Origin of the sequence: Pediococcus damnosus, from assembly GCF_001437255.1 — a bacterium.
In the GTDB taxonomy this organism is placed as follows: domain Bacteria; phylum Bacillota; class Bacilli; order Lactobacillales; family Lactobacillaceae; genus Pediococcus; species Pediococcus damnosus.
On sequence record NZ_JQBD01000049.1, the window covers coordinates 1 to 14,042 of the forward strand.

The 14,042-nt window shown below is 40.5% G+C and carries 14 protein-coding genes; 2 read left to right on the forward strand and 12 right to left on the reverse strand.

Annotated elements, in window-relative coordinates:
• Positions 1-70: 70 nt before the first annotated feature.
• The 10 genes from IV84_RS06825 to IV84_RS06870 all read right to left on the reverse strand — a co-directional run bounded on the left by IV84_RS06825 (position 71) and on the right by IV84_RS06870 (position 10,641).
• Positions 71-388: a metal-sulfur cluster assembly factor gene (locus tag IV84_RS06825; protein ID WP_046871502.1), complete on the reverse strand. Its 318-nt coding sequence runs from the start codon at positions 386-388 to the stop codon at positions 71-73.
• Positions 385-1,776: a Fe-S cluster assembly protein SufB gene (gene sufB / locus IV84_RS06830; RefSeq protein ID WP_046871503.1), complete on the reverse strand. Its 1,392-nt coding sequence runs from the start codon at positions 1,774-1,776 to the stop codon at positions 385-387. The genes IV84_RS06825 and sufB overlap by 4 nt, the downstream gene beginning before the upstream one ends.
• The gene (gene sufU / locus IV84_RS06835) at positions 1,773-2,216 is read right to left on the reverse strand and encodes a Fe-S cluster assembly sulfur transfer protein SufU (protein WP_046871504.1); all 444 of its coding nucleotides are present in this window, start codon (positions 2,214-2,216) and stop codon (positions 1,773-1,775) included. Before sufU ends, sufB begins: the two co-directional genes overlap by 4 nt.
• Positions 2,206-3,441, reverse strand: coding sequence for a cysteine desulfurase (locus IV84_RS06840; RefSeq protein ID WP_056986300.1), 1,236 nt, complete (start codon positions 3,439-3,441; stop codon positions 2,206-2,208). The genes sufU and IV84_RS06840 overlap by 11 nt, the downstream gene beginning before the upstream one ends.
• Positions 3,434-4,621 carry a Fe-S cluster assembly protein SufD gene (sufD, locus tag IV84_RS06845; protein WP_046871506.1) on the reverse strand — a complete coding sequence of 396 codons (1,188 nt, stop codon included), beginning with the start codon at positions 4,619-4,621 and terminating at the stop codon, positions 3,434-3,436. The genes IV84_RS06840 and sufD overlap by 8 nt, the downstream gene beginning before the upstream one ends.
• Positions 4,622-4,623: 2 nt before the next feature.
• Positions 4,624-5,421 carry a Fe-S cluster assembly ATPase SufC gene (sufC, locus tag IV84_RS06850; RefSeq protein ID WP_046871507.1) on the reverse strand — a complete coding sequence of 266 codons (798 nt, stop codon included), beginning with the start codon at positions 5,419-5,421 and terminating at the stop codon, positions 4,624-4,626.
• Positions 5,422-5,434: 13 nt separating this feature from the next.
• Positions 5,435-6,040, reverse strand: coding sequence for a VIT1/CCC1 transporter family protein (locus IV84_RS06855; protein WP_056986301.1), 606 nt, complete (start codon positions 6,038-6,040; stop codon positions 5,435-5,437).
• A 632-nt stretch (positions 6,041-6,672) separates the two neighbouring features.
• Positions 6,673-7,254 carry an anaerobic ribonucleoside-triphosphate reductase activating protein gene (gene nrdG, locus IV84_RS06860; RefSeq protein ID WP_046871509.1) on the reverse strand — a complete coding sequence of 194 codons (582 nt, stop codon included), beginning with the start codon at positions 7,252-7,254 and terminating at the stop codon, positions 6,673-6,675.
• Entirely contained in the window at positions 7,199-9,406 is a 2,208-nt protein-coding gene (gene nrdD / locus IV84_RS06865) for an anaerobic ribonucleoside-triphosphate reductase (RefSeq protein WP_046871510.1), read from the reverse strand. The genes nrdG and nrdD overlap by 56 nt, the downstream gene beginning before the upstream one ends.
• Positions 9,407-9,684: 278 nt before the next feature.
• On the reverse strand, positions 9,685-10,641 hold the full coding sequence (locus tag IV84_RS06870) for a serine hydrolase (RefSeq protein WP_046871511.1): 957 nt from the start codon (positions 10,639-10,641) through the stop codon (positions 9,685-9,687).
• Positions 10,642-10,893: 252 nt separating this feature from the next.
• Here IV84_RS06870 and IV84_RS06875 point away from each other — a divergent pair, with 252 nt between their 5' ends.
• Positions 10,894-11,112 (forward strand): hypothetical protein, encoded by a 219-nt coding sequence (locus IV84_RS06875; protein WP_046871512.1) that lies wholly within the window; start codon positions 10,894-10,896, stop codon positions 11,110-11,112.
• Between the two features lie 85 nt (positions 11,113-11,197).
• The gene (locus IV84_RS06880; protein WP_046871513.1) at positions 11,198-11,590 is read left to right on the forward strand and encodes a type II toxin-antitoxin system HicB family antitoxin; all 393 of its coding nucleotides are present in this window, start codon (positions 11,198-11,200) and stop codon (positions 11,588-11,590) included.
• Positions 11,591-11,783: 193 nt separating this feature from the next.
• Here the strand turns inward: IV84_RS06880 and IV84_RS06885 are convergent, their stop codons facing one another.
• Both IV84_RS06885 and IV84_RS06890 read right to left on the reverse strand, forming a co-directional pair.
• On the reverse strand, positions 11,784-12,341 hold the full coding sequence (locus IV84_RS06885; RefSeq protein WP_046871514.1) for a DUF5067 domain-containing protein: 558 nt from the start codon (positions 12,339-12,341) through the stop codon (positions 11,784-11,786).
• Between the two features lie 453 nt (positions 12,342-12,794).
• Positions 12,795-13,877, reverse strand: coding sequence for a DUF6287 domain-containing protein (locus IV84_RS06890; protein ID WP_046871515.1), 1,083 nt, complete (start codon positions 13,875-13,877; stop codon positions 12,795-12,797).
• Positions 13,878-14,042: the final 165 nt, after the last annotated feature.

Genomic DNA, 14,042 nt, shown 5'->3' on the forward strand with positions numbered 1-14,042 from the left:
CACCAATACGATTTGACAGAGACCCTAAAAATATCGCCATGAAAGACTTAATCCTTCATGGCGATATTTTTTACCACATTCCTAATTGAACCCGTGCTTCGCGACTCATTTTGTCGATTGTCCAAATCGGATCCCACACTAAATTAATTTTTACTTTTTGTACTGGCACTAATGTCATTAAGGCTTCAGAAATTGCCTGATTTAAAACATCGGTCAATGGACAACCCATCATGGTTAATGTCATGGTGACGGTACATAAGCCACTAGCATCACAAGTAACGCCATAAATGAGTCCTAAGCTGACCAAATCAACCCTAATTTCGGGATCAATCACCTTTTCCAAAGCTGCAAAGGCTTGTTTTTCAAATGTTTTATCCACTGCGGTCATCCGATTCCCCCCTCCATTTCAAAACTAATCAACCGATTCAATTCAACGGCATATTCCATCGGTAGTTTTTTGGTGAAAGGCTCCACAAATCCCATCACAATCATTTCGGTTGCTTTGCGTTCCGAGATTCCCCGACTCATTAAATAATAGAGTTGTTCTTCGGAAATCTTTGAAACTTTAGCCTCGTGTTCCATCGCCACGTCGCTATTTAAAATTTCATTGTAGGGAATCGTGTCACTGGAGGATTCATCATCCATGATGATCGTGTCGCACTCCACATGGGCAAACGACCCAGCGGAGTTGCGCGCAAATTTCACATTTCCTCGGTAATCCACAATGCCCCCGTCCTTCGCAATTGATTTCGAAACAATTGACGAAGAGGTATCTGGGGCATTGTGAATCATCTGTGCCCCGGTATCCTGATCCACATTATGACCAGCCACCGCAATTGATAGCATGGTTCCTCGTGCTCCGCGGCCATTCAGATAGACTGATGGGTATTTCATTGTGGTTTTCGAACCGAGATTGCCATCAACCCATTCCATTGTGCCGTTTTCCAACGCTTGCGCTCGTTTCGTTTCCAAACTATACACATTCGTCGACCAATTTTGAATCGTGGTATAGCGACAATAAGCATCTTTCAAAACGTTGACTTCCACCACAGCAGCATGCAAACTATCCGTATCGTATTTCGGCGCGGTACAGCCTTCCACATAATCAATCCGGCCACCTTCATCCACAATGATGAGTGTGCGTTCAAACTGACCCGAGTTGGCCGCATTAATTCGAAAATACGCCTGAACGGGAATTTGCGTTTGCACCTCTTTCGGCACATACAGAAAAGTTCCGCCTGACCAGACAGCCGCATTAAGGGCTGCAAACTTATTGTTAGTTGGTGGAACTAGTTTCCCAAACCATTTTTTAAAAAGCTTGGGATACTTTTGCAGGGCAGTATCGGTATCGGTGAAAATGATTCCCTGTTTGGCAAAAGATTCCCGCATATTGTGATAAACGGCTTCCGATTCGTACTGCGCAGAAGACCCGGCCAGGTATTCTCTTTCTGCTTTTGGGACACCCAAACGATCAAAGGTTTTCTTAATGGTCGGCGGCACCTCATCCCAATTACGGTATTTCTTATCCGTGGCCTTTTGATAATACAACATATTTTTCAAATCCAAATCATCTAACTTTGGACCGAACTTGGGAATTGGCATGCTTTGATAAATTTTATAAGCTGCCAAACGATAATCCAGCATCCACTTGGGTTCCTGTTTTTCGACCGAAATTTGTCGAATAATTTGTTCATTCAAGCCTTTGCCAGTAGAAAAAACTGGTTTGACATCATCATGAAAGCCATATTCATACTCGTCTGAAGTTTTCGCACTCATTTAATTTCTCCTCCCACTGCTTCTTTAGCCGCGTGCCAAGCTAAGGTCGCACACTTAATCCGTGCAGGAAATTCTGCCAGACTTCCAAGAATGGCCGCATCTCCCAATGCTTTCTTGGCTTTTGAAGTAAGTGTCTTTCCCATGGTCAATTGAAAAAAATCGTCGCATGTTTTAATTGCCACCGGAATTGTCAGATCCTTGAGGGCGTCGGTCATCATACTGGCCGAAGCCTGAGAGATGGTGCAACCATTGCCAGTAAACGAAATTTCTTCAATCCGATCAGCCTTTGTTTTAATAAACACCCGAATATCATCCCCACAAGAGACATTATGTAATTCAACACTTTTAGTCGCATCTGGTAGGGAACTTTTATGATGCGGATGATTTGCGTGATCCATTACCACGGCCAGATAAAGTTGATTTAGTTTATTAAGACTCACGATTGAAGAACTCCTTTACCATTTTCACATCGTACACAAATCGATCCATGTCGGCCAAAGAATTATAAAAGCTCAAGCTAGCCCGAACGGTTGATTCCACACCCAACGTTGTCATTAAGGGTTGCGCACAGTGATGACCGGCGCGCACTTCAACTCCCAGCATATCCAAACCAGTGGCAACATCATGAGGATGCAAATTGGCCAAATTAAATGCCACGATACTACCGTGTTCGGCAACCGTTTGCGGACCATAAATTGTCAGTCCCTTGATTTGAACGAGTTGTGGTAACAAATAAGTAAGCAATTTGTGTTCGGTAGCCTCAATCCAGGTCATTTTAAGTTTGGAAATATATGTGATTGCAGCTCCTAGCCCAATCACACCGCCAATATTTTGAGTACCGGCTTCAAATTTCCACGGAGCCGACTGCCATTTGGCCTGTGTCCGACTAACCGCTTCAATCATTTCACCACCAAATTGAACGGGGTTCATTTCATCCAGCAACTCTGCCTTACCAAACAGCACCCCGATGCCAGTTGGCCCCAGCATTTTATGTCCAGAAAAAGCCAAGAAATCGACATCCAAATCTTGCACGTCAATGCTTTGATGGGCCACGGATTGAGCGGCATCCACCACCACATACGCATGCTGCTGATGAGCTAAGCGTGTTATTTCTTTAATTGGATTCGTCACTCCCAAAACGTTACTCATTTGGGTGACCGCCACAATTTTCGTCCGCTCCGTTAATTTACGTTTAAAATCGGCAATATCCAGTGTTTGATCATCCGCTAATTCCACATATTTCAGCTTGGCATGCTTGCGTTTGGCAAGTTGCTGCCATGGAATTAAATTGCTGTGATGTTCCATAATCGTGATTAAAATTTCATCACTTTCATGAACAACTAAATCACCAAAACTACTGGCCACCAGGTTGAGGCTTTCGGTCGTTGAACGGGTGTAAACGATGGATTTTGCATTGGGCGCATGAATAAATTCAGCCACCTGCTCCCGGACATTTTCATATGCCGTCGTCGCTTCATTCGCTAACGTATAGACACCCCGATGCACATTGGCATTCTCACTTTGGTAAAAACTAACCATTTCATTTAAAACTGGATTCGGAGTTTGTGAGGTAGCAGCATTATCTAAATATAATAGTGGCTCGTCATTTATTTTTTGAGAAAGAATGGGAAAATCCTTAATCACGTTTTCAAATTTTTTATCCATTAGTCAACTTTCTTTCTAGGGTTTTCTGGAAAGCCTCCCGGATTCGGCGATTCGTAATTTCTTTGGCAAAAATACCAATAAATCCACGAACCACCAGTTGTTTGGCAACTTCTTTAGACAATCCCCGACTCATTAAATAGTACAGCTGTTTCTTATCTAAACGTCCGACACTAGCTGCGTGGCCGGCCTCCACATCATTTTCATCAATTAATAAAATTGGATTAGCATCCCCACTTGCCTGATCCGACAACATCAAGAGCCGATTTTCCTGTTCGGCGATGGTTCCGTGAGCGCCGTGAACAATTTTTCCAATCCCATTAAAAACTAGTCGTGACTGATCTAAAACCACCCCGCGTTGGCGAATCTTACCAGTCGTGTAGGGTGCCAAGTTAGTCAGACGCGTGTTCATCCCCTGCGTTTGGGTTCCAGAGGTAATCGCGGCATTATTAATTGTCGCGGTTGACCGTCTGCCGACCAATTCGGCATTCATTTCCGCCACAACATTGCCATCGCTAAACGAACCAATCGTCCAATCCAATTTGGCTTGTTCGCCTACATAAGCCTGCCGATTCACATAAACTGCTTTGTTACTTGAAAAATTATCCACAGTGATTAAATTTAAGTGACTGCCTGCTTCCAATACGATTTCAGAAATCCGATGAATTTTTTCTCCAGCCTGCTCTGGCTGATTATCCAAACAGATCGTGGCTTGTGTACCCTCGCCTAAAACAATTAGATTGTGACTAATTTCATCAGAAGTTTGCGAATACTCAATTTGATTTAAACAAATTGGTTTCGCTAGTTTAGTGTTCTCCGGAACATACAAAAAATTCCCTGCATTCACAAAGGCCGTACTAAAGTTAATTAAACGATCCGACAACTCTGTTAAAGCTTTTTTCATATAATAAGTTTGAAAAAGTTTTTCGTATTTCACCATGGCAATTGCAATCGGACACAAAATGTAATCGTCGGTACTGTGGTCAACCAACGCCAAATCTTTGGTGGGTCCTTCAGCAGACAACTCACCCAGTCCCCAATTTCGATAATCAACCTTGGCAAACCGCGGATCGTTAGTTATCTGCATTTCTTCAAAAGCTCTCTGGCGCATATCTGTAAACCAGGTTGGTTCATTTGGAAATAAGGCTGCATGCAACTTTGTTTTACCAATTGCTTCACTCATCACTAAACCTCCGAATCCACCAGATCAACATCAATTCCTAGTTCATCACGTAATCCAGAATAGCCTTCATCTTCCAACCGATCTGCCAGCGTGGCATCTCCCGTTTTGACAATGCGGCCCCCCATCATGACATGCACCTGATCAGGATGAATGTATTTCAGAATCCGTTTGTAATGCGTAATCATTAACGTGCCAAAATCAGGGCCAATCACATGATTAACGCCCTTTGAGACCACCTGCAGCGCATCAATATCAAGGCCAGAGTCCAGCTCATCTAAAATGGCAAACGTGGGCTTAATCATCAATAACTGAAGAATCTCGTTTCGTTTGCGTTCCCCGCCAGAGAATCCTTCATTCAAATATCGTTCGGCCATGTCACTCGTCATGTTTAAAATTTCAAGTGCTTGATCCAGTTGAGCCAAAAAATCTTTAATGGGAATCGGTTGATCATCCGGTCGCCGGGCATTCAGCGCCGCACGTAAGAATTCCATATTCGTGATACCTTTGATCTCGGCCGGATACTGCATGGCCAAGAATAGCCCTGCGCGTGCCCGCGCGTCCACCGGTTCTGTTAATAAACTTCGGTCGTTTAAAAGAATGTCACCTTGCGTCACATGATAATGAGGGTTGCCCATGATAGTTTCTGACAAGGTCGATTTACCGGTTCCGTTTGGCCCCATGATGGCATGGACTTCACCGGTGTGCATCACCAAATTCACCCCGGTTAAAATTTCTTTTTCTACTTGCGTGTCGTCATCTTTAACGGATACATGTAAATCTTTAATTTCAAGTGTTTCCATTTTTCTAACCTTCCTATGCTGAAACTGCAATGCCTAACAGACTCCCGATTAAATAAGTAACTACTGTCGTAAAAACGCCGACCGCCACGTTTCGCAACACCGCTTTATAAATCGGTGTTTTTGCTTTGTTGTACCCAATCATGGCATTAATTGAAAGAGCAATAATCATGGCTAGGGCCGTATTTACCACGCGCCAGCGACTGCTAGACAGACTAATCGCCAGCAACGGAATAATGGCGCCACACAAAAACGAAAAGAACGATGCCGTTGCGGCGTGAAACGGATTTAAGACGTCAATTTCACTAATTTTGGTTTTGTAGTCACTTTTGTAAGCTTCGTATCCTGCTGCTTGAATATTCAAACGATTGAGCTGCACTTCTTTTTGAGCACTCACTGAAATGTATTCGCCACCAGCCATCGAACAGGCTCCGGCTAACATTCCCGAAGTGCCACTAATGAACAAGGTATAACTGCTAAGATTTGCAGCAGCTGCGCCAAGGACAATCCCAGAGACGGAAATAATGCCATCATTGGCACCTAGAATGCCGGCCCGTGTCACGTTTAAACTATCCCAAAAATGAAACTTTCTTGCCCTTACAAATTTGCGAATTTCTAGCATGTAATTGCGCCAATCCTTTCCATATTTTATTTTTCAAAGCTTCATGCGTATAAAATTTCACCTAATTACCTGATACAAAGGAGTTAGCTACAATCAAATTAGGTTAGATGCCGTCTTCCAGCAAATTTGGGCTGGAACGTAGTGGGCACGACTTAGAGCCGAAATACACGTCTCTAAGTTCGGCCTTTATCTAAACGATAAATCGTTAAGATAAACAACACTACTGAGCCCATTTGCTTCCAGACTAATTCGAGTTGTAAAACTAATTATATTTAACGCAAAGATTGTTATGGTAATGTTTATGCGAAGTATCAAAAGACAACGACTTCACCAGTTCGGAGGCGTTTTGGCCTCAGGGGTGAAATTTATCTTAGCGATTTTTGCTTAGATAAAGGCCGAGTTTGAAGAGAAGACAAGTGATTTTCTTGGCTTCAAATCGTACCCGCTATTACGCGTAAAGGTCGGTTTTTGTACCGAAAACCCACAATGCTTCATACGCTGTCGATTCTTGTGGCAAAAATAGCCGCAAGAACTCGCACCCCGTTCCAGGCCAAAGGAGCCGGAGAACGGCAATTGACCTAATTTTGGTGGACTAAATTGTTTTGTACTTTCAACCCTTAGATTAGTTTGTTTTAGCGCACCAACTTATCCCAAATAACCACTTTATTAGTTGCTAAAGATTTGGGGACGTCAATAATGCGTTGGTTAGCACTTCCGCGAAATTGCAGCGTTAAATCTTTTTGTTCTTCTAAGAAACGGCCATCAACCAAAATGTCAATCAGAGATAGCATTTCCAATTTATCATCAGAATCTTTCAGGAGTTCGTCCCAGTTATAGCCTGTCCACGACCAAATATCCTTGGAATGACCAAACTCTTGGCGAATTCGTTTACAAAGCCTGATACAAACTTGGGTATTTAAAAATGGTTCCCCACCAAGTAACGTCAATCCTTGAACATAGTCCTGACTTAAATCCTCAATAATTTGATCTTCCAATTCTTGCGTATAGGGCTTTCCATAATGAAAATTCTGGGCGGCCACGTTATAACAACCTGGGCAATGAAAGGGACAGCCACTCACATATAAACTGCAGCGAACTCCCTCCCCATCAACAAAGTTAAAGGCTTTATAATCAGCAATATATTGTAAGCTAAGATCCTTAGCCAACCACTCTTTCGGAGTCGGATTGTTTGGACCGAGCGTTTTTCGCGACATTTTTTATCATCTCCGGTGTTAAATTTTTTTGTCTTGAAGCAATTTCCACATGCCGGCCATGAACCATTGGCCGTTGTTGGGGATTTCCGAGATAACCACACGTTCGTTTAACCACGTCACAGAACTGAGGATCGTGATTTCCGCACTGAGGACATTGAAAACCACGGGCAGTTGCTTTAAATTCACCCTTAAACCCGCATTTGTAGCATTTATCAATTGAAGTATTGGTTCCTAAATAGCCAACGTGATCATAGGCCCAATCCCACACAGCTTCTAAAGCTTTGGGATTTTGCGTCAAGTTTGGATATTCACAATAATGAATGAAACCACCCGAAGCATACTTGGGAAAATCTTGTTCAAACGTGAGTTTTTCAAAAGGTGATGGATGTTTGCGCACATCATAGTGGAAACTATTCGTGTAATATTCCTTATCGGTCACATTTGCGACCTTCCCGAACTTGGCAATATCATCACGACAAAAGGTATCTGTTAAGGACTCGGCTGGTGTTGAATACAGACTGTAATGATAGCCACTTTCCTTGGTCCAGTCGGCACACTTTTGCCACATCGCCTTGACTACTTTTTCCGCAAAATCATGAGCTTCAGCATTATGTTCCCAATCTGGGCCGTAGAATACGGTACAAACCTCATATAATCCGATGTACCCCAACGAAACCGTAGCCCGCTCATTTTTAAAGAGATCATCGACATTGCCATCCGCTGGAAGTCGTTTGCCAAACGCACCATACATATATAACAATGGCGCATTTTTTGGTTCGGCTTTTTTAGTCCGTTCAATTCGGTAGGCTAAGGCCTGGTGACATAAGGTCATCCGCTCTTCAAAAATCTCCCAGAATAATTTCTGATCGCCATTGGATGCCAAGGCAACTCTAGGCAGATTGACAGTTACTACTCCCAAGTTCATCCGTCCAGAATTCACTTCTTTGCCATTTTCATCCCGCCAACCTTGCAAGAAGGAACGGCATCCCATTGGCGTTTTAAAGCTACCCGTTAATTCCTTGATTTTGTCATACATTAATAAATCGGGATACATCCGTTTGGTGGCACATTCAACGGCCAGTTGCTTAATATCATAATTAGGATCAGCCGAATGCAAATTCAAACCGCGTTTTAGGGTAAAAATTAACTTTGGAAAAATGGCCGTCCGATGTTCCGTTCCTAAACCTTTAATTCGAATTTTTAAGATGGATTTTTGAATTTCACGCTCAATCCAACTTGTGCCCAGACCAAAGTTAACGGTTGTAAACGGTGTTTGCCCTTGAGAGGAATACAGAGTGTTAATTTCATATTCCAGCGCCTGCATGGCATCGTAAATATCCTTTCTGGTTTTACTCTTGGCATAATCTTTCTGTTTATTGGGCGCTACCCACTGTTTGGCATCTGCTAAATGTTTTTGATAATTAATCTCCGCATAGGGTGCCAGTAATTGATCGACCCGGTTTGCTGAGCAACCCCCATATTGTAAAGAGGCCACATTAGCAATAATTTGGGCCATTTGGGCGGTGGCCGTTTGGATTGACCGTGGTGATGCAACTTCGGCATTCCCAATTTTATAGCCATTTTTGAGCATGCCGTCAAAATCAATTAAACAACAATTGGTTTCTGGGGTTACCGGCGAATAATCCAAATCGTGCCAGTGAATGTCTCCGCGTAAATGGCCTTTGGCAACTAATTCTGGCAACATTTTTAGACCCATTGCACGACTGGCCGCCCCCGCTTCCAAATCACGCTGGGTATTAAAAATTGTGCTGTCTTTATTCGCATTTTCATGAACCACTTCGGCATCCCGTTCAAAAACTTTTTCAATTCGTTTCTGCACATTGGTCGCTTCAGAAAATTTCTGTTGATCCTGATCGAAGTAATTTGCGTAGGCACTGGCCGCTTTTTCTAACCCGTGCGCCGTTAGTTGTTCAATCACTGCATTATGAATGGCTTCGGTTTTAATAACTGAATTTCCTTTAAACTGATTCACCAAAGCCTCACAAATTTGGCCCTGAATTTTTTCATCTGTTACCACCTGACTTAAACTAAAAATTAACTTATAAGCGTAAAATTTTGTTTGTTCGCCATCTCTTTTTTGAATTGTCACTGTACTTAATAGTCCTAATTTGTCCTGTATTGCTGATATCATCTTGTACCTCCTACTGCTTTATATAAAATCTATTATTTTGTTTTAGTAAGTAAAATTGCACAATATATTGTGATTTCATGTGATGTGCATACTATATATAGTAGCTCATCTAGTTGCGTTTGTGTATGACTTTTTTAGGTGATTTTGTAACTGTTCATTCGTAAGCTTGGTGTGCCGCAGTTCGTTCACCAAAAAAATTTGAATCGAATTATAGACAAAAAAATAAGGATCAGAAATTTCAATTAAGAAATCTTTGACACGTATTTCGTGCATTTGCCTTATTCTCCAGCATTCGTCCCATAAACAATGGTTTGAACTTTTTTAGTAATTTCAGCCATCTTGGGAAATCCACTAAATCCAGATTGTCCATGTCCATGAGTCATAATCACCAAAATATATTTTTGACCATTTGGTAATGTCACGATTCCGGCGTCATTATTCGTATCATTCAAGAAACCAACTTTATCCGCAACCTTAGTCCCTGTTTCGGCTTCACGAGCCCCTGCTGGAATTCCCGTTCGATAAATTTGTTTACTCATTAAATTCAAAATTTTCTTTCGATCATTTGCGTTCTTAAAGGGCCCAGTTCCAGCATTTAATTGCCCAAGTAAAAGCATCAAGCTGTGACTAGTAGTTTTCGCAATCACAGTTTCTTGAAATACCGGTGAGTACCAACCTTGATCAGCAATGAATTTATTGACTGACGCCATACTGTAATTTTGCAATTCACTATCCGCAAATGTATTTGCACTATCCACAATCATCTGATAAAACCCAGCTTCGTTGGCTGCCGTCCAACTGAAGTTTCCGGCTTGTTTTTGCTGCATCAGATAAGCTGCAATAAACAGCTTGTAGGTACTCGCTGCAGTTTGAGCACTGTGCGCATTTGATTCAGTTGCTAAACTACCCGCTTTATAAACTGCCGCATCGGAACCAGTCGCGGCCTCGCTCTTAGCTGGAGCTCCTAAATTATAAAAACTAACGCTCACTGTTCCATCTTTGGTCACCGTTTTTAGATAATTTGCCAGTTCAGATTTAATTTTGCTTTGCTTTTTTATAACTTGCGAAGATCCAGAATCTGCCTGTTGATTGGCCTTATTGGCTTCTTTCGACTGAGCCTCGCTACTATTTCCATTAATTTGGAGAATTACCAACACAACTAAAATTGCTCCCATAATCCACGGGAACGCCTTAAACGCTGTTCGGTTTATTTTTCTTCTTCTTTTATCGTTCATATTCGTTTAATTCCTTATTTTTCAATTAACTTAAAAACATACATTCCAATCATACGCTTTGGCACTATCATTTAATATAGAATTTGATAATCTTCACAAAAAAGTCAGTATTTATAGTTATTAAGAGCCCTCCATTACTGATTTGCAGACAATATCGTTGTATTTGTGAAAGGGTTTACTTTTTGTCTTCTTTATTATAAAATTTAATTGATAAGGTTGCAAAAAATTACATGAGATGAGGAGATACACAAAATGGTTATAGTAAATTCACCACAAAAACAAGACGAAATTATCAAACTTTTAACTGATTACAAAAGCGACGACGTAAATTTCGAGTTTGTTAAAAAAACAGGTATGAAGATGGAATTCAAAACAACTGCCGATGATGCAGCTGCTGCAAAACTTGCGAAAAGCTTGATCAAAGGCGAAAAATGGGGTTCTGTTCTATTTTTCCAAGCAATCGCTGGTTAGTAACTAAATAATTTTCTAACTTTAAAGAAATTGGCAAGCTTTCATATGAAGCGGTCAGTTTTTTTTTGAAAGGAGATAAATAATAATGAGATTAGTTGCATACCCAGCCATATTAGATGATTCTGAAAATAAACCCGGACAATATACCGTTACTTTTCCAGATGTTCCTGGGGCTATTACAGATGGAAATAATTTAGAAGAGGCTCTCTATAATGCGCCAGAAGCCTTAGGATTAGTGCTCTTTGATGAAAAGGTCCTTCCTAAATCAAGTTCTTTGCAGACTATTCAAAAACAAAATCCAGATAAGATCGTGACATATATTTCAGTTGATTTAGACTTCATTAGAAGGAATTCTTATAAGCCAACCGTAAAAAAGAATACGAGAATTCCCGCTGAACTAGCGAAGAAGGCTGAAAATCAAGGAATTAATTTTTCTGCAACGTTAACTGCTGCCTTGGAAGAAAAGCTTTCTAATTAAACCAAAATAAATATTAATGTTTAGAACTTACCAAAAAAAATTGATTCTTCCAAATCTTTTATTTTTTCATTTAACATCATTTAAATTTTTTCAAATAGTATCCGATAGAATAATGCATATGCTTCTTAGTAAAAAAAGGAATCGACCATTTTGAAGTGGTCAATTCCTTTTTACTTTACACAACATACACACATTACTCTACAGTCGTGTGAAATTTAACGGCATCATCAAAGGAAGCTAAGGGACTGAAATGTAACTCAATATTTCCAAGTTCATCAACACCATAAGCTGCTTCTACATCTGCCTTTTTACCACTCGCTACTGAATCTAGCGTATTGTCTGAAACGGCATAACTTTTTAGTTTCTTACCATCTGACCCATAAACATCTAAGTCCGTTCCAACAGGCACATCTTCATCAGAATTATTTGTAACTGTATATTTTGCGACTACCACATTTTTAGGATTAGTATCTTCAAATTCATTCCGTTCATCTGTAGTTTCAACACTATTCAGCTTATACGATACCTTACCTACTGTCGCTTCATCTCCAACTTTATGAGATTTATCTGCAGTTGATTCACTCTGTTTTTCCGTTTTTGAATCGGCTTGGTTTTCGCTACTATCATTACCACTACCACCGGCAATTGCACCAATACCACCAATCATAATTAATACCAACAGCCAAAACCAAATTCGCTTATATATTGGCCTTTTCTTCGTAGCAGTTCCCGCTTCATTCTTTTTTTTCATATAAATCTCTCCTCGTGTTTATTAACATAGTGTCATTACCAATAGATTCCTGCCTTTATTTAAAGAGTATCATTATTAGATTGCTTATAAAAGCTATAAGCATATTACAAATACGTCAAACTTAAATATAGTATATTCTAAGTTAATAACGATCACTCATCTTTAGAATAAAATAAAAAAGCATAGGTTATTAGCCCATGCTAAATATCGTTATACCAACGAAGCGTTAAGGAAAAGATCAAAATCCTATCATAAAATTACCTTGTTTGTAAAAAACATAAAGAGCCAATACTTATCCCCACTGGCATACAAAATCTCAAGAAGTTTAATATATTTGTTAAACGTAATCACTTTTATTTTATCGCAGCAGAAATCCTGTAAGTTTCGCTCGTCTTGAAACCTTTATTTTCTTTTCTAAAAAATTACAATTACTTTTTAATAACTCAAAAATTTTCATTCCTTGTAATAGGCCTGCGTTGCATAACCGCCTTGACCGCCACCCAAAATCAAACGATCACGCGTAGAATCTGAATCATCAGCATCAGAAAGTTTAACATTTTTAGGAATAATGGTTAATGGATCAAATGCAGATACGGCAGCATCGGAATCAAAGGTTCCTATCCCACCTTGAATATACCCACTCGTAACCTTACCCGCCGTGATTACTCGCGAATGGCCATTGCCGTCTGTGCCCTTCACAACTGCCCCTTTACTATAGGCAACGTTGCTACCAGTCGGTTTATTCTTTACTTCGTTTGTTACAATAATTGTTTTACCATCAGTATTTTTCCAAGTACCAACCAAACTCGAAAAGTTATTTCGGCTAATCTGGGCAAGATTAAGTCCAGTTTCGACAGGCTTCGTAGCTTTTGTAGTCTTTGCTGCATTGGCTGTTTTTGAAACACTCGGAGTGGTAGAAGTCTGCGCAAAAATCTCCGTATATGAATTATTGCTTGTCCAAACAACAATCATGTTTTGAGAATTCTTGCCCGAATCATTATTGGTCTTATATTTATTCGTTGTTCCTTTAGGATAAAACGTAACCATCCAATTAATCGCCACATCTTCATCAGCAAGATTAGCCGTCAATACATCATCTTTAGTCTTGAAAACCAAAGAATGCTCACCGGCTGCATCTGTTAATGTTTGTTTTTGAACCTTAGTTGATCCATTTGTTATAGTTCCATTTGAAACCGTCAGCGTATCCGTTCCACCTTTTTCAACCGCTTGACCATCCTTACTTGCCGAATGACCGGTTTCCGTCCAAGTTCCTTGCAAACTACCATAATTGCCTTGTTTAATTTGATCAAAGTTCATCGTGTTTGTTTTGGGGGCTGATTCTTTAGCACTTGAAGAACTTTGGCTGGTTGTATCACTTGTTTTTACAGTCTTCCTTTTACTGACCTTCGTCGCAGATCGACTCACCGAAGTCGTTGCTTTTGAAGAAGAGCGCTTTTGATCTTGACTCCTACATGCTGTTAAAGCCAGCATTGCCAAAGTTGCCAAAATTACTGTCTTAATTCTTTTACCATTCATCTTTTGATCACTCCATTTACTAGACTATGTCACTATCTAAATTAGAAACTAAACCTAGTGTACTAAAAGAGTGTGACACATTATGTCGTTATAAAATTGAGATGCAAAAAAGCATAGGCTATTAACCCATGCTTAAATGGGTCTACACTTTCTGGTATTGGTGAA

Excerpts from the sequence above, each read along its gene's own strand:
- IV84_RS06825 (WP_046871502.1), bottom strand. The coding sequence starts at position 388 with ATGACCGCAGTGGATAAAACATTTGAAAAACAAGCCTTTGCAGCTTTG.
- sufB (WP_046871503.1), bottom strand. The coding sequence starts at position 1,776 with ATGAGTGCGAAAACTTCAGACGAGTATGAATATGGCTTTCATGATGAT.
- IV84_RS06840 (WP_056986300.1), bottom strand. The coding sequence starts at position 3,441 with ATGGATAAAAAATTTGAAAACGTGATTAAGGATTTTCCCATTCTTTCT.
- sufD (WP_046871506.1), bottom strand. The coding sequence starts at position 4,621 with ATGAGTGAAGCAATTGGTAAAACAAAGTTGCATGCAGCCTTATTTCCA.
- sufC (WP_046871507.1), bottom strand. The coding sequence starts at position 5,421 with ATGGAAACACTTGAAATTAAAGATTTACATGTATCCGTTAAAGATGAC.
- IV84_RS06855 (WP_056986301.1), bottom strand. The coding sequence starts at position 6,040 with ATGCTAGAAATTCGCAAATTTGTAAGGGCAAGAAAGTTTCATTTTTGG.
- nrdG (WP_046871509.1), bottom strand. The coding sequence starts at position 7,254 with ATGTCGCGAAAAACGCTCGGTCCAAACAATCCGACTCCGAAAGAGTGG.
- nrdD (WP_046871510.1), bottom strand. The coding sequence starts at position 9,406 with ATGATATCAGCAATACAGGACAAATTAGGACTATTAAGTACAGTGACA.
- IV84_RS06870 (WP_046871511.1), bottom strand. The coding sequence starts at position 10,641 with ATGAACGATAAAAGAAGAAGAAAAATAAACCGAACAGCGTTTAAGGCG.
- IV84_RS06875 (WP_046871512.1), top strand. The coding sequence starts at position 10,894 with ATGGTTATAGTAAATTCACCACAAAAACAAGACGAAATTATCAAACTT.
- IV84_RS06880 (WP_046871513.1), top strand. The coding sequence starts at position 11,198 with ATGAGATTAGTTGCATACCCAGCCATATTAGATGATTCTGAAAATAAA.
- IV84_RS06885 (WP_046871514.1), bottom strand. The coding sequence starts at position 12,341 with ATGAAAAAAAAGAATGAAGCGGGAACTGCTACGAAGAAAAGGCCAATA.
- IV84_RS06890 (WP_046871515.1), bottom strand. The coding sequence starts at position 13,877 with ATGAATGGTAAAAGAATTAAGACAGTAATTTTGGCAACTTTGGCAATG.